Annotated in this window: 20 protein-coding genes and 2 pseudogenes; 9 read left to right on the forward strand and 13 right to left on the reverse strand. The window is 53.2% G+C overall.

What is annotated here, in order from left to right; all coding sequences use genetic code 11:
* Nucleotides 1-13: 13 nt before the first annotated feature.
* The 4 genes and pseudogenes from IB226_RS08595 to IB226_RS08610 all read right to left on the reverse strand — a co-directional run bounded on the left by IB226_RS08595 (nucleotide 14) and on the right by IB226_RS08610 (nucleotide 2,801).
* On the reverse strand, nucleotides 14-580 hold the full coding sequence (locus IB226_RS08595; protein ID WP_101761694.1) for a peroxiredoxin: 567 nt from the start codon (nucleotides 578-580) through the stop codon (nucleotides 14-16).
* A 94-nt stretch (nucleotides 581-674) separates the two neighbouring features.
* A pseudogene (locus IB226_RS08600) lies at nucleotides 675-1,548 on the reverse strand (HipA domain-containing protein).
* 20 nt (nucleotides 1,549-1,568) lie between these two features.
* Nucleotides 1,569-1,811, reverse strand: a complete 243-nt coding sequence (hipB, locus tag IB226_RS08605; RefSeq protein WP_110866779.1) for a type II toxin-antitoxin system antitoxin HipB — start codon at nucleotides 1,809-1,811, stop codon at nucleotides 1,569-1,571.
* 324 nt (nucleotides 1,812-2,135) lie between these two features.
* Nucleotides 2,136-2,801, reverse strand: a complete 666-nt coding sequence (locus IB226_RS08610; RefSeq protein ID WP_192234669.1) for a TetR/AcrR family transcriptional regulator — start codon at nucleotides 2,799-2,801, stop codon at nucleotides 2,136-2,138.
* A gap of 79 nt (nucleotides 2,802-2,880) precedes the next feature.
* Between IB226_RS08610 and IB226_RS08615 the strand changes: the two genes are divergently transcribed.
* Entirely contained in the window at nucleotides 2,881-4,401 is a 1,521-nt protein-coding gene (locus IB226_RS08615) for an MDR family MFS transporter (protein WP_192234671.1), read from the forward strand.
* Between the two features lie 5 nt (nucleotides 4,402-4,406).
* On the opposite strand, the gene IB226_RS08620 is transcribed toward IB226_RS08615, so the two are convergent.
* Entirely contained in the window at nucleotides 4,407-5,822 is a 1,416-nt protein-coding gene (locus IB226_RS08620) for an amidohydrolase family protein (protein ID WP_192234673.1), read from the reverse strand.
* Between the two features lie 7 nt (nucleotides 5,823-5,829).
* Complete coding sequence (locus IB226_RS08625) at nucleotides 5,830-6,798, reverse strand: ABC transporter substrate-binding protein (protein WP_192234675.1); 969 nt, start codon at nucleotides 6,796-6,798, stop codon at nucleotides 5,830-5,832.
* 507 nt (nucleotides 6,799-7,305) lie between these two features.
* On the opposite strand from IB226_RS08625, the gene IB226_RS08630 reads away from it, so the two are divergent.
* Both IB226_RS08630 and IB226_RS08635 read left to right on the forward strand, forming a co-directional pair.
* Nucleotides 7,306-8,283: an isopenicillin N synthase family oxygenase gene (locus tag IB226_RS08630; protein WP_192234677.1), complete on the forward strand. Its 978-nt coding sequence runs from the start codon at nucleotides 7,306-7,308 to the stop codon at nucleotides 8,281-8,283.
* 239 nt (nucleotides 8,284-8,522) lie between these two features.
* Complete coding sequence (locus IB226_RS08635; protein ID WP_101761687.1) at nucleotides 8,523-9,074, forward strand: C40 family peptidase; 552 nt, start codon at nucleotides 8,523-8,525, stop codon at nucleotides 9,072-9,074.
* A gap of 37 nt (nucleotides 9,075-9,111) precedes the next feature.
* On the opposite strand, the gene fhuE is transcribed toward IB226_RS08635, so the two are convergent.
* Together fhuE and IB226_RS23395 are read right to left on the reverse strand one after the other, a co-directional pair.
* Nucleotides 9,112-11,265: a ferric-rhodotorulic acid/ferric-coprogen receptor FhuE gene (gene fhuE / locus IB226_RS08640; protein ID WP_192234679.1), complete on the reverse strand. Its 2,154-nt coding sequence runs from the start codon at nucleotides 11,263-11,265 to the stop codon at nucleotides 9,112-9,114.
* Nucleotides 11,266-12,561: 1,296 nt separating this feature from the next.
* Nucleotides 12,562-12,726 carry a hypothetical protein gene (locus IB226_RS23395; protein ID WP_192235571.1) on the reverse strand — a complete coding sequence of 55 codons (165 nt, stop codon included), beginning with the start codon at nucleotides 12,724-12,726 and terminating at the stop codon, nucleotides 12,562-12,564.
* A 131-nt stretch (nucleotides 12,727-12,857) separates the two neighbouring features.
* Between IB226_RS23395 and IB226_RS23220 the strand changes: the two are divergent.
* The 4 genes and pseudogenes from IB226_RS23220 to IB226_RS08660 form a co-directional block, all read left to right on the forward strand.
* Nucleotides 12,858-12,965: pseudogene (locus IB226_RS23220) on the forward strand (dihydrodipicolinate synthase family protein); the annotation flags it as partial.
* A gap of 154 nt (nucleotides 12,966-13,119) precedes the next feature.
* Nucleotides 13,120-13,332 (forward strand): DUF1471 domain-containing protein, encoded by a 213-nt coding sequence (locus tag IB226_RS08650; protein ID WP_101761684.1) that lies wholly within the window; start codon nucleotides 13,120-13,122, stop codon nucleotides 13,330-13,332.
* A 197-nt stretch (nucleotides 13,333-13,529) separates the two neighbouring features.
* Nucleotides 13,530-13,745, forward strand: coding sequence for a YdgH/BhsA/McbA-like domain containing protein (locus IB226_RS08655; RefSeq protein WP_110866788.1), 216 nt, complete (start codon nucleotides 13,530-13,532; stop codon nucleotides 13,743-13,745).
* A 142-nt stretch (nucleotides 13,746-13,887) separates the two neighbouring features.
* Nucleotides 13,888-14,199 (forward strand): cupin, encoded by a 312-nt coding sequence (locus tag IB226_RS08660; RefSeq protein WP_192234681.1) that lies wholly within the window; start codon nucleotides 13,888-13,890, stop codon nucleotides 14,197-14,199.
* 202 nt (nucleotides 14,200-14,401) lie between these two features.
* On the opposite strand, the gene IB226_RS08665 is transcribed toward IB226_RS08660, so the two are convergent.
* Both IB226_RS08665 and IB226_RS08670 read right to left on the reverse strand, forming a co-directional pair.
* On the reverse strand, nucleotides 14,402-15,091 hold the full coding sequence (locus tag IB226_RS08665; protein WP_101761682.1) for an N-acetylmannosamine-6-phosphate 2-epimerase: 690 nt from the start codon (nucleotides 15,089-15,091) through the stop codon (nucleotides 14,402-14,404).
* Nucleotides 15,088-16,647: a PTS transporter subunit EIIC gene (locus IB226_RS08670; RefSeq protein WP_192234683.1), complete on the reverse strand. Its 1,560-nt coding sequence runs from the start codon at nucleotides 16,645-16,647 to the stop codon at nucleotides 15,088-15,090. The genes IB226_RS08665 and IB226_RS08670 overlap by 4 nt, the downstream gene beginning before the upstream one ends.
* Before the next feature lie 151 nt (nucleotides 16,648-16,798).
* Between IB226_RS08670 and IB226_RS08675 the strand changes: the two genes are divergently transcribed.
* On the forward strand, nucleotides 16,799-17,626 hold the full coding sequence (locus IB226_RS08675; RefSeq protein ID WP_101761680.1) for a MurR/RpiR family transcriptional regulator: 828 nt from the start codon (nucleotides 16,799-16,801) through the stop codon (nucleotides 17,624-17,626).
* A gap of 74 nt (nucleotides 17,627-17,700) precedes the next feature.
* Here the strand turns inward: IB226_RS08675 and IB226_RS08680 are convergent, their stop codons facing one another.
* From IB226_RS08680 to IB226_RS08690, 3 genes are all read right to left on the reverse strand, one after another.
* The gene (locus IB226_RS08680) at nucleotides 17,701-19,638 is read right to left on the reverse strand and encodes a MacB family efflux pump subunit (RefSeq protein WP_192234685.1); all 1,938 of its coding nucleotides are present in this window, start codon (nucleotides 19,636-19,638) and stop codon (nucleotides 17,701-17,703) included.
* Nucleotides 19,635-20,810, reverse strand: a complete 1,176-nt coding sequence (locus IB226_RS08685; protein ID WP_110866794.1) for an efflux RND transporter periplasmic adaptor subunit — start codon at nucleotides 20,808-20,810, stop codon at nucleotides 19,635-19,637. The genes IB226_RS08680 and IB226_RS08685 overlap by 4 nt, the downstream gene beginning before the upstream one ends.
* Nucleotides 20,811-21,164: 354 nt before the next feature.
* Nucleotides 21,165-22,865 (reverse strand): ABC-F family ATP-binding cassette domain-containing protein, encoded by a 1,701-nt coding sequence (locus IB226_RS08690; RefSeq protein WP_192234687.1) that lies wholly within the window; start codon nucleotides 22,863-22,865, stop codon nucleotides 21,165-21,167.
* A 1,344-nt stretch (nucleotides 22,866-24,209) separates the two neighbouring features.
* Here IB226_RS08690 and IB226_RS08695 point away from each other — a divergent pair.
* Entirely contained in the window at nucleotides 24,210-24,791 is a 582-nt protein-coding gene (locus tag IB226_RS08695) for a hypothetical protein (RefSeq protein ID WP_192234689.1), read from the forward strand.
* The last annotated feature ends 67 nt before the right edge of the window (nucleotides 24,792-24,858 follow it).

The raw sequence follows: 24,858 nt of genomic DNA on the forward strand, positions 1-24,858 counted from the left end.
CTGGCCTCTTTACTTAATGAGTTTGTGGGTGAGAAGCGTCGTACTGCTTAACGGCGGCAAGCGCTTTCTCGATATGTGTGTCCGGGTTTCTGTCAGTGTAACTCAGCAGAATGTCGCCATCGGGCGCAATCACGTAAGAGGTGCGATCGGACAGGGTTTTGCCTTTCATCTGCATGGTGGTTTGATACTGCGCCGCCACCTTTGCACCCGGATCGGCGGCGACGGTGAATTTATCGCGGCACTCAAGTTTAGAGAAATCGCTGACCTGATCGGTATTGCCCGCGGTCACGCCAATTACTGTGGCACCCATTTTGCTGAAGCTGTCTGTGGCTTCAGCAAAATCGTGCGCTTCAATGGTACAACCCGCGCTAAACGCCGCCGGGAAGAAATAGAGCACCACCGGACCTTTCTGTAACGCTTTCTGCAGCGAGAAGGTCAACGGCTTACCGGCCAACGCGCCCTGCAGTTCGAAGTTTGGCGCTTTCGCGCCCACCGGCAATGCGGCACCGGCGTTAAAGGCGGAAAGACCCAGCGCTGCGGTCATGGTCAGGGTACAAACGAGGGATTTGATGCGTTTCATTTTCTGCTCCTGCGATGTATGGGAGTTCCGATTTGGATATCTCTTTAGTTCAGTTCGCTGGGGCAGGGAGGAAAGTTTCGGTGGGGGTGAAAAATTATTTTTGCAGGCGAGCCAGCATGCGCAAGCTGTTTTCAAACAGCGGTTCAGCAATATGCTGAGAAAAATTCGTTGGCAATATTTTGATGACTTGCTCAATCGCGCCAGCCAGTTCGGCTATAAAGAAATCGATAATTTCAATCATTTGGTTTTGATCAAAATTCACCTGCTTTGCCGTGGCAAAAAAATGGCGAGGGAAAATTTTATCTATTTGATTTTTTCTGCCTTTGCTGGCTTTCAAACTCATCGCCAGTTTCAGGTCGCGGATATTCAGACCATTTCCGCCCATCGAGGTGAAGACAGAAATGATGTCGTAGAAAGGCGTAAGACGATAACTTCCGCCGCGTTCGATAAAAACAGAGAAATTTTTGGCATGACCATCCGTTGCGCCAATCAACCACTGGAATACCTGGAATTTCATAAAGGCATAGCGATCGGCCAATGCATTACTGGATCCCATCAGGAATTGCATAATATCGGCGATGCCGGGTCCACCATCAGATTCATATTTGCGTGCTGACGGTAAGCCGAATGCCTGACACATGTCTTCCTGAGGTAACCGTAGCAATTGTGTCTGCTGGTGGTTCCAGCGCCGATCAAAACGTTGCTTTGCCGATTTCACTCAGCAGATCGAAAGGCTGACGCGATTTCGCGTGATAACGCGCGACAATGCGATCGCGTACTTAAGGGTTGTCAGGGAGTAGATTATCAAAATAGTTGAGCACTGCGGTGGATGTGATCACCGGTAACTGTAATGGCAACGACAGAGATAAAGGCCTGGCAAGGCGATTACTCAACCAGCTCGGGTGGTATTGGAAAGTATGCGCACCGTTGGTATTGCGCGTGAGAATGCCTACGCGTTCGCCGTTCATCAAGGCAATCAATTCCTGTTTCACCAGTCATTCTCCTGACCATTTACAGCCGATGGATCTTTTTCCTGCACGTCCATTTTTAGATCAAGTGACTGTAATATTTTGAACAGCGTCGCGAGCGTGGTGAGGTCGGGATTGTTTTCAAAGTGAGATATGGTGGCTTGCTTAAGGCCGACTTTTTTCGCCAGCTCACTTTGCGTCCAATGGTTTTTTTGGCGAATTAGCCTAACGTGATGAGCAAGTTGACGCGGACTGTAAATCATCGCTTTTTCTCATTTGGGATCGAAGCGAAAGCCAGGATTATCCTCTGATGAGGATATTAATGACATTATCCGCTGAAAGGGATAATGATAACTCTATCCTTTGTGGGGGATAAATAGAGTTTCATCCTTTACAGAGGATAAATTGGTTTAAATTAAGGTCGCCATGAAGAGCGTAATGCTCGTCAGTTGAGGCATAAACCCCTCATTACCGAGAGCACACATTGTAGCGGCGCAATTCATTGCGCGATAAATCGCGCCGCTACGGAAGGTGCGGTGGTTTGATACGGCGCTTAATTGATCGGCATTACGCCATGAATGGCGACCTTAGGGTGTTGACTGAATCCCCTGACAAAACAGACTCAACGTGTGCTGGACAATGATTTCACGCGAGTAAGCGGGATCGCTGGCAAAGCGGGTAAAGGGCACCAGCACCAGGCTGAGAATCGAAGTCATCAGCAGTTGTGGCTCCAGATGGGGGTTGAGTAATCCTTGCTGCTGCCAGCCTTCAATCAGTTTTTTCACTTCATCACGTTCACCGTGACCAAAGCGCTTTTTGATGTGCTGACCTAAACCGCCTTCACCTTGCATTACTTCCTGCATCCACAGCGGCGCGAACCAGTTGTGTGTGGTGACGATGTCCGCGACTTCACGGATAAAGGCGCTGAAGGTGGTGACGGGATCGCGCGGGTCATCCATAAAGTGCGCCACCAGGCGCTGGCGTAACGGCAAAAAACGCTCCTCAACCACAATATCCAGCAGCGATTCGCGCGACTGAAAATAGTAATTCAGCATCGCTGGACTCACGCCCGCTTTGCGCGCTATCGCATTGAGCGAGGTTTCGCCGATACCGTTTTCGGCATACAGCGCTAAGGTGATGTCGAGCAGATGTTCGCGCTGCTGCACGTTGATCGCGCCGCCGCGCGGACGGCCGGGACGGCGGGGTTTGACTGCGTTAGCCATATCGTCAGCAGGGACTTTTCGTGCGGTCATCTTTACTCGCTCACTTGATTCATGTCAGACTGCAAGCAATATTAATTGTGTATTTAATTAATTTCAATTGGTGTCTGTTATGAAACCCCAAACACTCGCGCCGCAGTCGGGCAGCGGGCAGGAGAATCCTCCTTCTGTCCGCTTACTGATGAGCGCTTTATTACTGGTGATGCTGCTGGCGGCGCTGGATCAAACCATCGTCTCCACCGCGTTGCCGACTATCGTCGGCGAACTGGGTGGGCTCGATCGCCTGTCGTGGATCGTCACCGCTTATATGCTGGCTTCGACGATTGTGGTGCCGCTGTACGGCAAATTCGGCGACCTGTTTGGTCGCAAATCGGTGCTGCAGATCTCGGTGATTCTATTCCTGATCGGCTCGGCGCTGTGCGGTCTGGCGCAGAATATGGAGCAGCTGATTTTCACTCGTGCGCTGCAAGGCTTAGGCGGCGGTGGTTTGATGGTGGTGAGCATGGCGGCGGTCGCCGATGTGATTCCACCGCAAGAGCGCGGTAAATATCAGGGCCTGTTTGGCGGCGTTTTCGGTCTGGCAACGGTGATTGGGCCGCTATTGGGCGGTTTTATCGTGCAGCACGCTTCATGGCGCTGGATTTTCTACATCAATTTGCCGCTTGGTTTATTTGCGCTGGTGATCATCAACGCGGTGTTTAAGACCGACAACAAACGCAAGCCGCATGAGATTGACTATCCTGGCGCGGTGTTTCTCAGCCTGGCGTTGGTGGGTATTACGCTGTTTACCAGCGAAGGCGGCACGTTACGTGAATGGTCCGATCCGCTGCTGTGGTGCATTCTGGCGTTTGGTGTAATTGGCGTGATCGGTTTTATTTATGAGGAGCGCCGCGCCTGGGAACCGATTATTCCGCTGTCGCTGTTCCGCAATCGCAGCTTCTCGCTCGCCAGTTTGATGGCGTTTATCGTTGGCATGTCGCTGTTTGGCAGCGTGACGTTTTTACCGCTCTATCTGCAGGTGGTGAAGGGCTCGACGCCGACCGAAGCCGGTTTACAGCTGCTGCCGCTGATGGGCGGATTGCTGATCACTTCCATCGTCAGCGGACGCATTATTAGCCGTACCGGCAAATATCGCCTGTTCCCGATTGGCGGTACCTTGCTGGCGACTATCGGCATGGCGCTGCTGACCACGCTGACCATTGATGCGCCGCTGTGGCATATCTACCTGTTTGCCTGCGTGTTGGGGATGGGAATGGGCATGGTGATGCAGGTGCTGGTGCTGGCGGTACAGAACACCGTGACGCCCGATCGCATCGGTGTCGCTACCTCGTCGGTCACGTTGTTCCGCTCGGTTGGCGGTTCGATTGGCGTGGCGCTGTTTGGCGCGGTGTTTAGCCAGGTGCTGAAATCGGGTTTGACCACGCTGGTGGAGCAGGGCAAAGCATTGCCGCGTACGCTCGATCCTGATGCGGTGCACCGTTTGCCGCATGATGTGCAGCAAGCCTATTTGCAGGTGTTTGGCGATGCGGTGCATTCAGCCTTTCAAATGGCGGCGGGTGTGATGCTGCTGGCCTTTGTGCTGTCGCTGTTTCTGCCAGAATCACCGCTGCGCAAGAAAGACGCAGCGGCGTAACGCGGTTAAACCGCCGCGCGTTGTTGTAAGGTTTTTACCGCTTGTGCAGCGTCGCGGCCCAGTTCCGCCAAATCCACTCCGGCAATCACATCATCCTGCACCAGCAGTTTTCCGGCACAAATCAGCGCCTTTAAACTGGCGCGTCCGCCGCTGGCCACCGGGCCAATGGCGGGATCGTGCAAACCAAAATAGCGCGGATCGTCGAGCCGATAGATGGCCATATCGGCGGCCATGCCAGGTGCAAGGCGGCCGGTGTTTAAGCCCAAAACCTGCGCGCCACCGGATGTGCCCCAGCGCACCACATCTTCAATGCGGGCGGCGTCGCCACCGCCTTCAAAGGTTCCACCGGCATAACGCGGCTGCGCCAGCATGCCTTTGCGCGCGCGCTGGAGCTGCCAGGCGGCGTGGGCTTCGCTTTGCATATCCGCCGCTTCATTTGAGGCCGCGCCATCAACGCCAATCGAGATCTTCACGCCTGCATGTTCCATTGCCACCAAATCGGCAATGCCGCTGCCGAGGCGCGCGTTACTTTGCGGGCAGTGCGCGATACCGCTGCCCGCCGCGCCCAGCATGGCGATCTCTTCCGGCAGCAGTTTCACCAGATGCGCAAACCACACGTCATCGCCAATCCAGTCGTGTTCGGCGCAAAACTGCAGCGGCGTCATACCGAACTTTGCGCGTGCGGCATCAAGGTAATCAACGGTTTCCGACAGATGGCTGTGCAGGCGAATACTGAGCTGACGCGCCAGACGCGCGCTCTCGCGCAGCTCCTGCGGCGTGGTGGAGTGCAGCGTGGTGGTCGGCGCCATCACGATGCGGCGCATCGCGCTATCCTGCGGTTGGTGATAGCGCGCCACCAGACGATCAACATCGGCCATCATGCTGTCAAAGCTTTCCGGGCGCAGTGCGGTGGGCAAGTTGCTCTCTAAGCCACGGCTTTGCGTCGCACCGCCGCGACACAGCACGAAGCGCACACCTAGCTTGTCGGCTTCATCGAACAGGATTTCTGCGCCATCAAACGGCATATCTGGCCAGTAAAGATAGTGATGGTCAGCGATGGTGGTGCAGCCGGAACGCACCAGCTCGACCAGACCCACCCGCGCGGCGATGCGAAATGTCTGTTCGTCGAAGGCACCACGAAAGCGATACGGCGTCGCCGCCAGCCAGCTGCTCAGGCTCAGGTTGAGACCTTGGGGTTCGCCTTTCAGCAGCGATTGAAACAGATGATGATGCGTATTAACCCAGCCGGGATAAACCACGCAATCGCGGGCGTCGATCACGGTTTCATCGGCGACAGCATCGAGTTCACCCATCTCCACAATCAGGCCATCGCGCAGTCGAATATCGCGCGCGCTGCTGCGCGGTTGCTGTTTATCGCCGGTCAGGATCGCGGCGCAGTGTTGAATTAGCAATTGGCTCATGAGCACCTCACTCCGCTTTCGCCGCGACAAACTGCGTGCTAAACGCGCTCTGCCAGTCGGTGGACGCTTTGAGTAAACCGGCGTTGACCATAAAGTCACGCGTTGCCTGCCAGCGTTTATCCGTCATCACGCCTAAACCTTGCTGCGCGGCATCGCCGCCGTCAATCAGGTGCAGGGCTTTCATCTGCGATACGCCAAAGGCCAAAACCGCGTCGGTCATCTGCGGGTTCTCTTTTTTGATCAGCGCATTACCGGCAGCCGGATTGGCAAGGTAGGATTTCCAGCCTTCCATCGATGCCGCCACAAAACGCTTCATGACATCCGGCTCTTTTTGCAGCAAATCGTCGCGCGTCACCAGAATGCCGCCGTATGCCGGATAGCCATAATCGGCAAACAGATAGAATTTGCTGTCCGGCTGCACCTCTTTAATTTGCTGCACTTCGGAGGTGGCGTAGGCTTGCTGCGCAGTGTTTTTGTCAGCGAGAAACGGTTGCATGTTGAAGGTGTAAGGGCGCGCCTGACCATCCTGCAGCTGATATTTGCCTTTCAGCCACGGCCACCAGCTGGCTTGCCCGCTGGCAGAAACCAGCACGGTTTTACCTTTCAGCTGATCCAGCGACTTCACATCGCCGTGGGTGACAATGCCTTGCGGATCAAACTGAAACGGCGCGGCGATGGCTTTCAGTGGGAAGTTGCGCTCAACGCCCTGCAGCACTTGCAGGTCATAGCTGACGATGACATCAGCACGATTCGCCAGCAGCAGCGTCATGTTATTCAGCTGTGGCCCGCCGGAGCGCACCTCAACATCCAGCCCATATTTTTTATAGATGCCGGTGGCGAGCGCCTGGTAATAACCGCCTTGTTCAGCCTGCGCGACCCAGGTGGTTTGCAATACCAGTTTGTCGGCGGCGTGCGACAGTGCAGAGCTGCTCAGCAGAGCAGCAAATAAGGAGAAACGGAAACGCGACATTGTCATATAACCCCCAATAAACGTTGAGTTTGTTGTCGTCATCAGGGGCGTAGCGGCGCATGGCGTGCTCACGATGCGTATGCGCATCGTCCCCTGACGAGGTACAGCTAATGCTGTAGAGCAATGTCCTGCGTGCATCTGTTGTCACGCTGACCGCTTATACTCAGTGGGGATTTAGCAAAGCGCATGCCATTCGTGCAACCCACTGAAAGCAATATAGTTGATATTGATGGTGCCGGGCTTTTGCTTCATTGACCGCTCATTGATGAGGCAAGTCAGCGCGTTTTGCACCGCCATTGTGCAGACCGGATGTGGCAGATTCCCTAACGTATTGATTTTAAGCGGCGCAGCGTGCTGGCACAGCCTTTGCTTGGCTGAAACTGAGTAGAAGCTGTCAACCGTGGTTTCACCCGGTGGGTCATTGCTCGATCGCCTGCGGCATTCAGCAGGCGCGGGGATGACTGCCACGCTGCGGGCGGGTCATCCGTTATCGCTCAATAACGAGGTGCACCAATGGAAAAGACCACTTATGACATGCATGAACTGGCGAAAGAATCGCGTATGGGCGCGCGCGGCGTAGAAGCTGCACGTGATGTGCGCATCATCGATCTCTCCGATTTCGACCAACGTAAAGCGGAAATAGCCGATCAGCTGTGGCAAGCCGCCACCGAGATTGGGTTTTTCCAGGTTTCCGGCCACGGTATTCCGCTCGACGACATCAATGCGGCTTTTACCAACGCAGAACGCTTTTTTGCGCTGCCACAAAGTGACAAAGCGCGTCATCCACTCAGCCGCAATGCCGGCTGGGAATACCGCGCGCAAATCCGTCCATCTACCGGTAAACCGGACCAAAAAGAGTCGTATCAGGTGACGCGTCCGCGCATGGCAGGCTTGTGGCCGGATGAGGCCACCTTGCCGGGTTTCCAGCATGATGTACTGAAGTTCGAGCGTCAGTGTTGGGAAGTGGGCATGCGCTTGCTCTCCTGTTTTGCCCTGAAGTTGGGATTCTCCGACGATTTCTTTGCCAAAGCGCATGAGCCTTCGCGCGAAACCTACCAAAGCACGCTGCGGATGCTGCACTACTTTGCCATCAGCGGCGAGCCAGATGGTCCGTGGCGCGCCGGGGCGCACACCGATTTCGATTGTCTGACCTTGCTGTTCCAGCGTGATGGGCAGGGCGGTTTGCAGGTGTGTCCGGGCAAAGAGATGGAAGAGCAAATCTGGACGCCGATCCCGCCGCTGGAAGGCTTAATTACCTGTAATATCGGCGATATGTTGATGCGCTGGAGTGATGACAAGTTACCGTCGAACTTCCATCGCGTCAGCAATCCGCTGCCGGGTGAATCGGTGCCGGCACGCTACAGCCTGGCGTTTTTCTGCCAGGCGAATGAAGATGTGATTATTGAAGGACCGGAGAAAAAATACCCGCCTATTTCCGCGAAGGATTATCTGGCGCAACGTATTAGCGCCAATTTCTCCGGCAAGTATTAAACGTACAGCTGTAAGTCGAAATTGATGTCGTTCTGTGCAGGAGCGCAAATATTCTCCTGCACAGAAAAAGCCCAGCGTGGGAAATAGATTTTTAACTAAAATACAAGATGTTACCGTTGCGTAAACTTAGGTAAAATCAACCGACAAATAAAAGATTTCACTGCGCGCCTATTTATTTCTGCAACTTTTTTACGGTATAAATCTCTGACCACTGTCTCCCTCAGCGAAATCACCAACACATGATCAATTCTGCCGCCAGCAAAGTTATCGCCTGCCTGTTTGTTTTCACTCTGGCAGGTTGTTCTTCGAAGTCTTCGCATGCGCCTGCTGAGGAAAGCGTTGATACCTCGGCAGACAACGGCAAACAGCCCGATTTAATCCCGGTGATTGCCGCGCTGCACGATCAAATGCATTCGTGGGAAGGGACCAAATATCAGTGGGGCGGCACACAATTAACCGGCGTCGATTGCTCGGGATTTGTCTGGCGCACGCTGAAAGATCGTTTCAATATTCCGATGGATCGCGTCACCACCAAAGAGTTAATTGCCATGGGCAAACCGGTGGATCAGGCGCATTTGCAACCCGGTGATTTAGTGTTCTTCCGCATTAAACGTGAGCTGCACGTCGGCTTTTATGACACCGATCATCAATTCCTGCACGCGTCGGTGAGTCAAGGCGTGATGCGCTCTTCGCTAAATAATCCGTACTGGAAATCGGTTTATTTAGAGGCGCGGCGCTTGCCGAAAGAACAGAATTCGCAGATCAGTTTCAATTATAAAAACAAGGTTTGATGAGAGGTGCGCATAAATGCGCACCTTGAGACTTTACTTAAAACTGATACGAAACGCTCATCGAAACACTGCGCGGTGTGCCATAAACGTAGCTGTTCATGTAGCTGTAATATTCGCGGTCAAACAGGTTATCGACGTTCGCCTGCACCGCCACCTGCTTAGTCACCTGATAGCGCGCAAACAGCGAAGCCAGCGGAATGCTGCCCTGATAAACGCGCACGCTATCGCCGCTGGCATTGGTGGCATCTTCAAACACGCGGTTCTGCCAGTTGATGCCACCGCCAACCGTGAGATCCGGCAACATCGGCAGCTGATAACGGGTAAACAGCTTAAAGGAAGTCTGCGGCTGATAGCTGTTGAAACGTCCCTCTTTATCCCGCGCCACGTAGCGGGTGGCACCGAACGTCAGTTGCAGATTATCCGTTAGCGCGCCATTCAGCTCAAACTCCGCACCTTTACTGACCGCACCTTTGGCGGGCGCATAAGCCTGTTCGTTGCCGCTCAGATAGACGCCATTAATCGCTTGACCGACGTTGTCCTGCTCAATACGGAATACCGCCACCGTCGCGGTTAATCGACCATCATACCAGGCGGACTTCAGGCCGGTTTCATAGCTTTTACCGGTAACCGGCGACAGGTATTTGCCGTTGATGTCGCGATCGGTTTGCGGCAGGAAGATCGAGGTATAGCTGCCGTACGCCGACCAGGTATCGTTAATGTCGTACACCAAACCAGCGTACGGCGTGGTGTTATTGTTCGTCATATCACCGCTGCTGCCGTTGGTGCTCCACTGTGTGTAACGCGCACCAATAATCAGCGACAGCGGATCGGCCAGCGAGAAGCGCGCGGCGGTATAAGCCGATTTCTGGCGAATGGTATCGTCGGCATTCTGATACCAACCTTGCCACAGCGGCTCGGCTATGTTGCCGTTCCAGCTGTTATTGAAAATGCCCATATCGTTTGAGGCGATGTTGTAGTTTTCCAGATCGGTAACGCCATCCTGGCTGTAAGTGGCGTTGTGCTGGCGGCTGTAGCTCACGCCCGCCATTAACTGATGCTGACGACCTAACAGCTCAAACGGACCGCTGGCGTAGCCGTCGAACGAATCCATCTGACGTTTACCGCGATCCATGCTGCCATAGCCGGTGGTGCCTTCGCCGCTGTCCTGATCGGCGCTGCCCATCACATATAGCAGCTTATCGTTGAAGGTGTTCTCGGCGTGCGTGCCGTTGACGTGGATGTTCCAGCCGTTATCGAAGTTATGATCGATGTCGGCGAATATTTTGCGCGAATTGGTGTTGTAGCGCGCCCAGTTGGCGGCGGAGTTGAGGCTGCGATCGTAATGCGTGGTGGCGTTGTTGCTGTAGAACATCGGCAAGCCGCCCCACGTTGGATTGCCGGTGTTAGCATCTTCGTAGTCGTAGCCCAGCGACAGCGTGGTGTGCTCAGTGATGTCGGCATCAATCACGCCGTAGAGGAATTTTTTGGTTTTGTGGTAGCGATCGAGCCAGCTGTCTTCATCGCTGTAACCGGTTACCACGCGGCCGCGCAGGCTGCCATCCTGGTTTAGCGGTGCAGAGAGATCCGCAACATAACGCTGTTTGTTCCAGCTACCGTAGCTGGCGCTGACCGCACCGGTAAAGGTTTTGCTGTCGGCGTGTTTACGTACCATGTTGATCGATGCTGACGGGCTGCCCGCACCGGTCATCAATCCGGTGGCGCCGCGTACGATCTCAATACGATCGTAAATGGCGGTATCAGAAGCGGCATCACCGTAGTTCCAGTTGTCATTAACTGACGTTGGGATGCCGTCGAACGAGAAGTTGGTGACTTTAAAGCCGCGCGAATAGTATTCCGAGCGCTCGCTGTCGATCAGATTGGTCGAGATGCCGGTGGCGTTGGTCAGCACATCGTTTACCGATTGCAGGTTCTGATCCTGCATGCGCTGTTGCGTTACCACGCTCATCGACTGCGGTACATCGCGTGGCGTCAGCAACAGCTTAGTGCCCGCTCGCGTGGTTTTTACCGCGTAATCCTGCTTTTCATTGTTATCGCTGTCGCCGGTTGCGGATGCCTCGACCACCAAATCCTGCGGCGAATCGCTAGCTGCCTGCGCCGGGCTTGGCGTAAGTAGGGCATGAATCGTCACCGCCAGCAGTGAGACGTTAAAGGTTTTCCTGATGCCAGACATAAAATTTCCTGTTGAAACGCGTGTTATAGGAAGCTGTTTTGCTTCGTTTTTTATCGTTTACGTCGTGACTCATTCGCCCAAAAGGGCAGAAGAGAAGGCACGCAAAGCGCCACTGCGCATTTATTGAGAAAGCCAATGATAATCATTTGCTTTAAAGAATCTGCGGGAGGTTGCAACTGTAATTGTAATAATGTGTAAGTAAGTTATGAATCAATGGTTTACGGGTGAAAATAACCTGTTAATTGCTCACGTTTTCCTATTTTTTCAGGCAATATTTGGAGGTTTTTAGTAAAGAAAGGTGTGCGGCATGCTGGAATCGATCTACGGCAACGTAAGGAAGATCGTCGAGAAAGTTGCTAAGTTCATGCTAATGCGTATGATTCTCATTCTTCTTGAGTTTTCCGTATGCGTACGCGCAACGGAGCCGTTCATCCATTGATGGAGTTGAGCATGAAATCGTTATTTAGCCCGCGCAAAGCCGCCGTAGCGGCAGCGATCGTCGCTGCATTCAGCCTGACCGCTTGCCAGGCTCCGGCGAAAAAAGCCGAAGCGCCAGCCGCCGCTGCCAAGCCAGTTGATACTTCTTTGACCCAGCGCACGCTGGGCGATGGCCTGTATGAAATGGCGTATTCGCCTGCTGCGAAAGCGTTATACGTTGCCAGCGCGCAGAGCTTTAAAGACGTTAACGGTGGTGTAATTTATCGTCTCGACCCAACCACACTGGAAACCAAAGGCGTTACGCATACCGATTTGAAAAACTTTGGTACGGCAATCGATGAAGCGGGCAACGTGTTCTACACCACCAACTCGCTGGATGGCGCTATCTCTAAAGTGGATGCGCAGAGCGGCAAAGTGCTGGAACGTTTAGTCTTCCCAGGTAAGAAAGATAAAGAAGGTTATCCGGCGGGCGCGCGTGAAGTGCTATGGCACGGCAACGAGCTGTATGTCGGTCGCGTAGCCGATCCGGGTTACATCTCGGTGGTTGATGAGGAAACCTTCAAGCTGAAAGCCACCATCAAGAATGCAGGCAAATGGGTAACCGGCATCATCTATTCCCCGCTAACTGAGCGCATTTACGCGACCAACGGCGCGGGCGAGATTCTGGTGATCAATCCACGCACCCACAAAATTGAGAAGCGCTGGACCGCCGGCGACGGTAAAGAGTATCTGTTCCTGAACATGGCGGAAGATCCGGCTACCGGCCGTCTGTTCGTTACCGATGATTCGAAAGGCAAAGCCACGCTGGTGTTTGATGAGCGCACTGGGAAAGTGATCAAGCGTATTGAAGGTGATGCGCTAGCGATTAAATTCAACGCTAAGCGTAATGAGATCTACATCAGCCAGCGCGAATCGAAGAAAGTGCTGCAGCTGGATGCCACCACTTACGCGGTGAAAAACAGCTGGTCGTTCGATAACAATCCAAACAGCCTGCTGATTGGCCCGGACAACAACACGCTGTATGTCACGTTGAAAGCGGAGTTCAACAAAGACTCCTCAACCAAAGGCCAGGATCAGATTGCGCGCATCGTGCTGAAATAATCCCCGACCTATAGTGATAATCCATGCCCTCGTAAGAGGGCATTTTTGTTTCTGATGTCTTTGCCGCAGCAGGCCTAACCGCCGGTTGTGAAGTGTGGTATTCCGTGTGCGGCGGACTGTTTCCGCGCACCGCTAAAGCGCTTATGGATGTGGCAAAAGTTAAAAAGGTCATCACCGAGCTCGAGCTGGCGTAGTGATAATGAGCTGGTTAACTGTGATCGCACTAATAGTTAATCTGATAATAGTTTCAATGGTTATCATTGTTTCTATCGAAGGCGCACAGCTTTCAAATCAAACAACCAAAGGAATACGACCATGAAAACTATCAAAACTCTGACTATCGCCGCTGCCGCCGCTCTTTCACTGATGTCTGCTGCCAGCTTCGCACAGACTGTTTCAGCAACCTCGCTGACTCTGGATGGTGCTGAAGCGAAAATCGCTGCGCAGGCAAAACAGAATGGTGAGCAGTACAAAATTTTAGAAGCGAGCAACGGCAACGTCGTACATATGACCGCAGAACTTTACTAATAACGGATGGTTGCATACGGATGTGCCAGAACAGGTCGCCTACGGGCGGCCTTTTTTGTCGATATAACGCAGCAACTGTATAGTTACGTAAGTTATCGTGATCGCACTAATGGTTAATTTTGAAACGATAACATGAGTTATTATTATTACCATCGAAGGCACACAGCCTACTCGTTAAACCACTAAGGATTATGACCATGAAAACTATCAAAACACTGTCTATCGCCGCTGTTGCTGCTCTTTCAATGATGTCTGCTGCTAGCTTTGCACAGAGTATATCTGTTGAGTCTTCTACTCTGGATGGTGCAGAAGCGAAAATCGCAGCGCAGGCGCAAGAGCAGGGCGCTCAGTATAAAATTACTGAAGCCAACACTAACAACCGCGTACACATGACTGCCGAGTTATACAAATAAGTTAATTGCACAAGCAGTTGTGTTAAGGCCGCCTTCAGGCGGCTTTGTTGTATCTGAATGTCCGTAAATGGCCTGCGCATGTCCCGCCGCACGCCTGGGCTGTGTGTATCATCAACGCAGTTCTCCCCCATACGGATATCGCATGAAAACCTACATCAGCAAAAACTTCTCTCCCGCCAAAGCATGGGAAGCGTTAGACATCGCCAACTTCGCCGGCACCAGCGTGCGTCTGCACTGGACCAATCAACCTTACAAGTGGCACATCAATGATGGCGAGGAAGTGTTTGCGGTGCTGGATGGTGTGGTAGAGATGCATTACCGCGAAGCAGGTGAGGTGAAGAAAGTGCTGCTGAATAGCGGCGACATTTTTTACGCCAGCTTCGGCACCGAGCATGTTGCGCACCCGCAAGGCGAAGCGCGCGTATTAGTGATCGAAAAAGAAGATTCGGTTTAACGCCGGATACTGACTCACCTAAACACGCTAACGCATCAAGTGTGTTAGCGTGTTTGAGATTCACAATCGTGCGAAAAGTAACCGCCTGCGCGCATCGGGCGCGGTGTGGTGCGAGGCGAGTTTTATCCACAGGTTAACGGCGACTCTACGCACGGGGATTGTGGATAACCTTAGGCGAGGTGCCTAATGGGCACCTCAAAAATTAATTGATGGCATTCACAAAGCGGCGCGTTATCTGCTGTGGACGCGTAATCGCGCCGCCGACCACCACCGCATGCGCGCCCAGCGCCAGACAATGCGCCGCCATTTCCGGCGTTTCAACATTCCCCTCGGCAATCACCGGCACCTTTACCGCAGCCAATACGTCACGCAGGAAGCGGCAATCATCGGCGGCCAAATAGCAGCCTTGCGTTTCTGCGGTGTAGCCGTGCAGCGTGGTGCCGACACAATCGAAAGCTAATTGCGCCGCCTGACGCGCTTCTTCCACCGTGGCGATGTCCGCCATCAGCAACAGTTGCGGATAGCGTTGGCGAATCGCTGCCACCAACGCCGGCAGCTGCAAATCGCCGGGACGTGTGTGTAACGTGGCATCCAGCGCAATCATCGCCGGATTCGCCACCATCAACTCATCCACTTCCCGCAGCGTCGCGGTGATATACACATCGCTGCCGGGATAGTCGCGCTTAATAATGGCGATAATCGGCAAATCCACGGTTTGCATAATCTGCTGCACGTCGATCAGGCTGTTGGCGCGAATCGCCGCCGCACCGCCTTCCATCGCCGCTAACGCCATGCGCGACATAATAAACGGGCTGTGTAACGGCTCATCTTCCAGAGCCTGACACGAAACCACCAGTTTTCCCTGAATCTGGGCCAGCATCGGTGCTTTCATAGCGCGAGTAACTCCTCTACTTCATTTTTGATAATGGTGACGTGCGGGCCATAAACCACCTGCACGCCTTTGCCACGTTGGATCACGGCGCGTGCGCCGGTAGCTTTCAATGCGTTTTCATCGAGTTTGCTGCTGTCGATGAGCGTGATGCGCAGACGGGTGGCGCAGCAATCCAGTTCGGCGATGTTCTGCTTGCCGCCTAAAGCCGCGATCACCTGCAGTGGACGTTCTCCGGCGACCATAGGCACAGTTTCAACGCTGGCGTCTTCGCGCCCCGGCGTTTTGAAATTGAAGCGGGTGATCAGCAAGCGGAAAGTAAAGTAATAGAGCAGGAACCACGGCACGCCAACCAGCGGGACATACCACCAATGGGTTTTCGCTTCGCCCTGCAATACGCCGAACAGAATGAAATCAATCAGGCCGCCCGAGAAGGTTTGGCCGATGGTGATGTGCAGGATGTGGGCGATCATAAACGCCAGCCCATCAAACAGCGCGTGGATGACATACAGCACAGGCGCGACAAACAGGAACGAGAACTCAATTGGTTCGGTGATGCCGGTAAGGAAAGAAGTCAGCGCCGCCGACAGCAGCAATCCGGCCACGCGTTGACGGTTTTCCGGCTTAGCGGTGTGGTACATCGCCAGACACGCGCCGATCAGGCCAAACATCATGGTGATGAAGCGCCCGGACATAAAGCGCGCGGTGCCAATGTAGAATTGTTGCGTGTGGGGATCGGCAAGCTGGGCGAAGAAGATGCGCTGCGTGCCTTCCACCAGATGTCCGTTGATTACTTCGCTGCCGCCGAGTGCGGTGGTCCAGAACGGCAGATAGAAGATGTGATGCAGGCCGAACGGGCCGAGCATGCGCAGTACAAAGCCGTAAATAAAGGTGCCGAAATAACCGGTGGCATCCACCAATCCGCCCATACCAAAAATCAGCTTCTGGAAATGCGGCCAGACGATGGTCATCGCCGCACCTACCAGAATGGCGACGAAGGAGCTGATAATCGGCACGAAGCGCGAGCCACCAAAGAAGCCAAGGAATTGCGGCAGGGCGATTTTGTTGTAGCGATTATGCAGCATGGCCGTCACCAGCCCGATCACCACGCCACCAAATACGCCGGTTTCCAGCGTCTGAATGCCGAGCGCCATGCCTTGTCCCACCGCGCTAAGGTTGCCCTGCGCCAGCACGCCGGTCAGCGTCAGCAGCGCATTGATGGTGGCGTTCATTACAAGATAAGCCAGCAGCGAGGCCAATCCTGCGGTGCCCTTGTCGCTTTTGGCCAATCCTACCGCTACGCCAACCGCAAATAGCACCGCGAGGTTGGCGAACACCACCGATCCGGCGCTCGCCATGATGGTGAACATGCCTTGCAGCCAGGCGACATCGAGGAATGGATAGGCTTTGACGGTGTTGGGATTGGAGAGTGCGCCGCCAATGCCCAGCAGCAAACCGGCCGCCGGTAGCACGGCGATCGGTAACATGAACGACTTACCAAACCGCTGGGCTTTTTCAAACCAACCCCCTGAAGAGGCACCGCTGAACAGTGATGACATAAATTTTTATCCCTGAAGTGATTTTGTGGTAAAAATTATTATCACAATCTCATTCATAAGATGAAAATTTCCATCATTATTGTGATAGCTTTCACTTATGCCCTAATCTGCTGCACACTGTGCGCCATAATGTCGTGAAGAAGAGGCCGCCATGACGGACAACGAAAACATCTTGCTGCACCTGCGCCAGGGCTTGCCGGGCTACAGTCCGACGCTGCAAAAGCTGGGCGATTTCATCCTCACCGACCCGCAGAAAGTGCTGTATCTCACCATCACTGAATTAGCGCGCGAGACCGACACCAGCGAAGCAAGCGTGACGCGGCTGTGTCGTCATCTCGGCTGCAAAGGCTATACCGAATTCAAAATGGCGCTGGCGCTGGATGTGCAACACAATCAGCCCGCCGCCGTCGCTAGCGGTGACAGCATCGACATGCTGGTGGAGGAAACGGTGCAGGCGCTGCGCGATACCGGGAAATTCATTAACCGCGAAGTGCTTCAGAGCGCGGTGGAAGCGCTGCATCAGGCTAAAACTATCCAGATCTACGGCGTGGCGGCCAGCGCGATTACCGGTGAGTATTTGCACTATCGCCTGTTGCGCTTAGGTAAATCGGCGCAGCTGTTTGGTGATATGCATCGCGCGGCGATGAATGCCTCGACGCTCAGAGAGGGCGATTTGGTGATCGCCATCTCCGCTTCCGGCTCGACTAAAGATGTAATGCATGTGGTTAAGGTGGCGAAGAAGCAAAACGCGCGCGTGCTGATGCTGAGCAACACGCTGCGCAGCCCGATGGGCAGCTTAGCCAATATGCTGTTAGTGGCTGCGCGGCCGGAAGGCCCGTTCAACGCTGGTGCGCTGAGCGGTAAAGTGGGCGCGATGATGCTGGTGGAAGTGTTGATAAATGAGTTGATGACGCATGATGCCCGTTATCAGGCGGCCAGCCAGCAGACGGCAACGGCGACCTTGCCGATGTTGATGTAAAACGGCAAATCCGTAGCGGCGCGATAAATCGCGCCGCTACGGAACAGTGCTAATAGGTTAAAGCGGTAATTCAGTTATTCGCTCGCCAATGCCGCCACCGGATCCATGCGTGCGGCTTTGCGCGCGGGCAGGTAACCAAAAATCATGCCGATAATGGTGGAGCAGGCAAAGGCCGCGCCTGCTGATTGCCATGAGAAGATCGCGGTAATCATGCCGCCCGCCAGCAGGCTGATAATCGGTCCAATCACCAGCGCCAGCGCGACGCCGAGCGATCCGCCCACCAGACAGACTAAAACTGCTTCGATCATAAACTGCTGCATGATGTCGCCGCGCCGTGCGCCCACCGCCATGCGCACGCCGATTTCATGGGTACGCTCCGTTACCGAGACCAGCATGATATTCATCACGCCGATGCTGCCAATCATCAGTGCAATTGAGGCGACCAGCAGAATCAACAGCGTTAACGTCGCGGCGGCATCTTCAATCGCTTTGCGGTATTTGTCGCGGTTGAACACCAGGAAATCTTTGCTGCCGTGACGCGCGGTTAGCAGTTGCGTCAGCGATTCCACCGCCGGGCCGCTCACCACATCGTCCTTCAGCTTAATGCTGATGCTGGTTAGCGCGGTTTGCCCGCTGATGCGATACATCACGGTGCTCCACGGCAGCCACACGCTGAGGCGATTGGGCGACATGCCATCGTTATTATCCGCCACGCCAATCACGCGCACCGGCACCGAACCCAGCACGATCATCTTGCCAATTGGGCTTTCCCCGTGTTCGCCAAACAGTTTGTTGCGCGTGTTGGTATCGATAATGATCTCCTGACGCGCGTGGCGTTCATCGCTGAAGTTGCTGCCTTCCAGCAATTTAATGCCCTGAATCTGGAAATACGCTTTGCCGACGCCGTACACCGAGGTTTTGGACGCGTTGGAAAGATAGCGAATCGGCTGATTGGCGATCATTTCCGGGCTGACCGCTGCGACAAACTGCTGACGCCCAATCACGTCGACATCGGCCATCACCAGCGTCAGCACCGGATGCGCTTCATCCTCGACAAAATCACCACCGGCATAGATCGACACCACATTGGTGCCGAGCCCGGAAATACTCTCCAGCGTTTTTTGCCGCGCGCCCTGGCCGAGCGCCACCACCGTGACCACCGCCGCGATGCCAAAAATAATCCCGGTCATGGTCAGCGCGGTGCGCAGCCGATGCGCGTTCATGGCATTCAGCGCCATGCGCAATGATTCGCGAAAGCGATCGAGCAAGCCGCGCAGCTTGCTCTGGCTTTTAGGCGCGGCGGGGACATATTGCGCGCGGGTTGCATCCTGTTTGCGGCCGCTGTCGGCAAAAATCTCGCCGTCCTGAATCTCAATAATGCGATCGGCGTGCTGCGCCACTTTCATGTCGTGCGTCACGATGATCACCGTGTGACCTTCGCGATTGAGATCGTGTAGGATGCGCAGCACCTCTTCGCCGGAATGCGAATCCAGCGCGCCGGTCGGTTCATCGGCAAGAATAATTTCGGCACCGTTAATCAGCGCGCGCGCGATACTGACGCGCTGCTGCTGACCGCCGGACAGCTCGCCCGGTTTGTGATGTTCGCGGCCCTGCAAACCTAAACGTGCCAGCAGATCCGCCGCGCGCTGCAGCCGTGCTTTGCCCTGCAGATTGGCGTAGATCGATGGAATCTCGACGTTGCTCAAGGCGCTGAGATCCGGCATCAGATGATAACGCTGGAAGATAAAGCCGATATGCTCGCGGCGGACTTTCGCCAGCGCATCCGGCGACAGCGTGGCGGTGTTTTGGCCACTAATGAAATAGTCGCCGCTATCCGGCGCATCCAGGCAGCCAAGAATATTCAGCAGCGTCGATTTACCCGAACCGGACGGCCCGATAATCGCCACCAGCTCGCCGCTAGCAATGCTCAGGTTAATGTCTTTCAGCACATGCAGAGATTGCGAACCGTTAACATAGCTGCGCTGGATGTTTTTCAGTTCGATGATATTCACATCAACACCTCGTCAGCGCCCGCCGTCTGCGTAGCAAGGATCACTTTCTCGCCGACTTTTAAACCGCTCAACACCTGAATATCAACGCTGTCAGTGATGCCAGTGGTGATGATGCGTTTCACCGGCTGGTTATCCTGATCGGGGATTTCCACGTAGGTTTTACCATCCGCGTCTTTCTTCGTCGCCTGCACCGGCACCAGCAAAGCGTCTTTAGCGGAATCACGCAGCAGGTTGACCTGCGCCGTCATGGAGATGCGCAGCGCGTTGTCGGGGTTTGGCACATCCAGCAGCGCGTTGTAATAGACTGCGGCGTTGGTGCTGCTGGCTGGCGTGCTTTCGCTGTTGCCCATCAGCGCGTCATCTTTCATCACCGATTCCGGCGCCAGTTCGAGGCTGCGCAGCGTGGCGTTGTAGCGCTTGTCTGGATTGGAGAAGGTGGTGAACCACGCTTGCTGGCCTGGCTGCACGTTGTTGATGTCGGCTTCGGAGATCTGCACTTTAATCGTCATGGTGCCGAGCTGCGCCAGCTTGGCGATGGTCGGCGCGGTTTGTACCGCGTTCACCGTTTGACCTTGCTTAGTGACGATGGCGATGACCGTGCCGTCCATTGGCGCCATGATGCGGGTATAACCGAGATCGAGCTGCTTCTTATCCACCTCAATCTGCGCCTGAATCACGCGCGCTTTTTGCGCGGTTAGCTCGGCGCGTGCACTGCGCCACTCTTGTTCGGCGGTATCAAAATCCTGACGCGAGATCGCATTGGTTTTAATCATTTGCTGCAAGCGCTGATATTGCGCTTGCTGTCGCACCAGCGCGGCTTCGCGGGTTTCCAGATCGGCCTGCGCCACGCTCAGCGCCGCCTGCGCGTTACGCAAATCGCTGCGCTGCGGTTGATCGTCAATTTCGGCGATTAGCTGGCCTTTGCTGACGCTATCGCCAGATTTGATATAGAGCTTTTTCACCTGACCAGAAACCTGCGCACCGACGTTGACGCGTTCAACCGCATCCATTTTGCCGGTGGCAGCAATCACGTTTTCGATATTTCCCTGACGCACTTCGGCGGTGACCACCGCGTTAGGTTTATGGCGTGAACCGGCAAAATGCCAGATCAACAGCAGGAGAATGACAGCAGCGAGCGTGGCGAATAGCCACTTTTTTGAGATATTGAGCATAAGCGTCCCTTATATGAAGCGAGAATCATAATCACTTAAGGGAACAAACTGGAGAAAATTCGCCGGATTTATCTGGGTAATGCGCGCTGGTTGAAAAATGATTAAAGTTTTCCGAATAGAAAGGGCGGTTAGGTTGTTTACAGCGTATCTGAGTCACTGATTGGGCGTAGGGTCGCCATTTATGGCGTAATGTTTGTCAGTTAAGCCATGAAACCCCCTCATCACCGAGAGCACATATTGTAGCGGCGCAATTTATTGCGCGATAAGTCGCGCCGTTACGGAAGGTGCGGTGATTTGATACAACGCTTAACTGAGCGGCATTACGCCATTTATGGCGACCGTTTCACTGCCGATTTACAGATCGAGCTGGGTTTTCAGCTTCGCGATCTCCTCACGCCACTGCGCTTGCAACGCGGGTTTCTGATGCTTCGGCTTACGCGCCAGATCCTCATCCAGTTTGCTTTCCACCTCTAATAACGCCAGCAGCAAAGCATCTTCATCCAACGCGTTTTCCGACGCCGCAGGTGCAACAACCTCAGACATGGATATCACCTGTTCAGCACGCAGGCGCTCGGTCACCGCGTCAAAATCGTGCCACTGGCTGAGTTGCTGGTCCTCTATCAGCCAGAAACGATTGCAGCTGTTGGCGATTAACTGACGATCGTGCGACACCAGCAACACCGCGCCCTCAAACTGATTCAGCGCCTCCGCCAGTTCCTCTTTACCTACCATATCCAGATGGTTAGTGGGTTCATCGAGCAGCAGCAGCGAATAGCGCGCCAGCGTCAGCCCCACAAACAGTAAACGCGAGCGCTCGCCGCCGCTCAGTGATCCAATCAGCTGCTGGTGACGCAGATACGGAAAACCCGCACCGATCAACGCCATCTTGCGCTGCTCATCGCTGAGCGGCGCAAAATGCGCCAGCGCATCACTTAACGTTTCCGTATCGTGCAACTGATGCAGACTTTGATCGTAATAACCGAGGCGCGCGCGGGGATGAAAAAACGCGCTATCTGCTTGTTGAAATTCACGCCACAAATGGCGCAGCAGCGACGATTTACCGCAACCGTTGCGGCCAACGATCGCTACGCGATCGCCACTTTTCACCTGCAGCGTTGGTAGTGAAAACAGTGCAGGTGCGTCATCGGCTGGCCGAATCGACATCTGCGGCAATGCCAGCACGCGATCGGCGTCCAGCGCTTCACCTTGCAGCTGCAGCCGCCATAGCGATCCTTCGCTCAGCGTGGTTTGTGCTTCTTTCAACCAATTGGCGCGTTTCTCCATCTGCTGCGCTTTGCGCGACAAACCTTCGTTATCGTAAGTGCGGCCCCAGATCGCCAGACGTTTGGCGCTTTTTTCGACGCGTTCGATCTCTTTCTGCTCGGCCTGATAACGCTGCGTGTCAGCCTCATCCTGCTCGATCAGCGCCTGACGCGCCGCGCTGCAGGGCAGACGGAAGAATAGCAGACCGCGATCGCGCAGAATCCAGCTGCAGTTAGTCACCCGATCGAGCAGGGTGCTGTCATGGGAAACCAGCACGAAGCTGCCGCTCCAGCCGTTGAGGAAATTCTCCAGCCACAATAGCGTCGGCAAATCGAGGTGGTTGCTGGGTTCATCGAGCAGCAGCAGATCCGGTTGCAGGATCAGCGCACGCGCCAGCAGCAGGCGCATATGCTGACCGCCACTTAGCGTTGCGGCAATTTGCGTTTGTTGCTCAGCGGTGAAACCCAGGCTGCCCAGCAGCGCTTCGGCGCGCCAGCGATCGGCTTGTTCCGGTAAGCGCGCCATCACGCCATCCAGCAGCGACGCGTTGTGCAGTTCTGCTGGCAGATGCTGCTCGATGCGCGCCAGTAAACAGTGATTAGCCGGCGTAACGCTGCCGTGGCTGGCTTCCAGTTCACCACTGAGAATTTTCAATAAGGTGCTTTTACCGGTGCCGTTATCACCCAGCAAACCGATGCGATCGCCCTTTTTCAGGCTGAAATGGATATCGTGAAATAGCGTGCCGAAGGCGTTATCGAAACCGACAGCGTGGGCGGACAGTAAAGTGCTCATGTGCTTACTCATAAGTTGCAGGCGCAAAAAGGCCCGACGTCAGAAATCGCTGACGACAACCCGGTAAGCCGGAGGAAGGGATTAGATTTTCAGTTAACTTCGCTCAGGACGGATTATCGCAGCACGAGTGCGGAAATGCCTGAACGCGGCCAATTACTGTAGAAGTGTGAGTAAATAAACAATTCACACAGTGGCATAGTAATCCTCCTTAGTTATCAGTGGGTGAATAAGTGAGCTGATGATAATGAGGGAAATGTCTGTTTTCCAGCGAAAAGTACCGGGAGTGTGGCACAGATCGCTATGACGTGTCGGGCGCGCGGGACAAATCGACATCTTATTAGCTGAAGACTTTCTTACATATAGGACGCAGCGGCTACCGTTGTTAATTTGAATTAAGAACATTGAGCGAAGAAATGATTCTATTCAGCTTACTGCTTAGATGCGTTTTTTGCTTTTTATAAGTGCCGAACTGCCATAAATGTAAAGGAAATTCAGTGCTTGTCAGTTTTTGTCCCGAAAATTCGTAATTAACGTTACGAAAAATCCTAAAATATCCTTATTAAGGCTAGGTTTAGCTGGACTGAGTTATCTTTTTAACTAATTGATTTTAAAGTGATATTTATGTTTTTCAGATATATTTGCTATTTTAATGTGAATTTTAGCTAAATATATTTTTGTGAATTTTTTGTTTTATAACGCGATAGATAGAAACAAAAAATAAACATCCAGGGTTTTAAACTTATAAAATAACAATATATGGATTTTTATGTTGATTTTTATGTAATAAGTGGTTTTTTGCTTTAATAAATTAGTCCCATTGTCACATTTTCTCCATTTTAATAACATTTCATTGCATCAGATGAACACCAAAACCTTTCGAATGGAGAAGGCGCCGACATGGAAATGGGAACGATAAACTTCTAAGGAGTCTTTGTGCCTTGTGTCTCTGACGAGCTTCTGTATGGATACACGATTTTCAATCATCTTGAGTATCGGCTTTTAACAAGAACGCTTATCAATACCAAGAATGGACGTATTAAAAGATTCGGTAAGACGAAAGCGAGACTGTTCGAATATCTCCTTGCGGGGATGGATAACGACATTGTCTACGATAATGACATCATCGTACACGTTTTTGAAGATTATGGACTGCGGTGCTCGAAATCCTATTTGTTGTCCATGATGAAGAAAATCCAGCACGCGTTTAATAGCGTGGGATTTGAACGATACCCTTTTATAAGAATGTATGGGAAAGCGTACAAAATCGACTGCGATTCTTTAGAACGCATATATGTTTTCAGACCTTCTTCACAATGACGATGATAAATTTATAAGGAATAAATTTTGACAGCGCTATTGGTTTTTTCACGAAATTTTGCCATTGAGCAGGCAGTTACTTCATTAACCTTAGCCAATGGAAAAGTATTTTATTTCGATAGCCGGTTGGAATTTTTAGTAAGTGCGACCGTCCTGAGTAAGTCCTACATTCTTATCGATACAATAGGAGAAAGTAGCGAAAACATTCGGTGGATCTATTATCGGCTTGAGGAAAGGGGATTATTATCGCTAACCTATTTTATTGCACCAGAAGAAAATGCAGATAACGTTTTCTTAAAATCATTCCGACTTGTCACCTCGCTTAAAGATCTTAAGCAATTGTGCGAGCGCGCATCTAAATTCCGGGCGGCGGAAAGTTCATGCGTATTAAAAGACGTGTTGTATCAGAGGCTATCGACGCGACTGTCGAACGAACATTTGAACTTTCTCCTGAAGGTTTATGATAAATCGACGCGGCAGTATCGAATTAGAAATAAATGCGAAGTTAATAAGAATTACTATTTGCGAAATCGTCTGGCGTTAGGCAGCGGTCTGGAGATGAAGCAGCTTATTTTACTTTTATCATCGCAGAGCCCGAGGTGCTCATAGATAAATAACGCCCAATTAATGCCTTGAATAAAAACTTTAATTTAGCGGCACTGTTCCGCCCTTACTG

This window comes from Pantoea sp. PNT03, from assembly GCF_014852515.1.
GTDB classification, from domain to species: domain Bacteria; phylum Pseudomonadota; class Gammaproteobacteria; order Enterobacterales; family Enterobacteriaceae; genus Pantoea; species Pantoea leporis.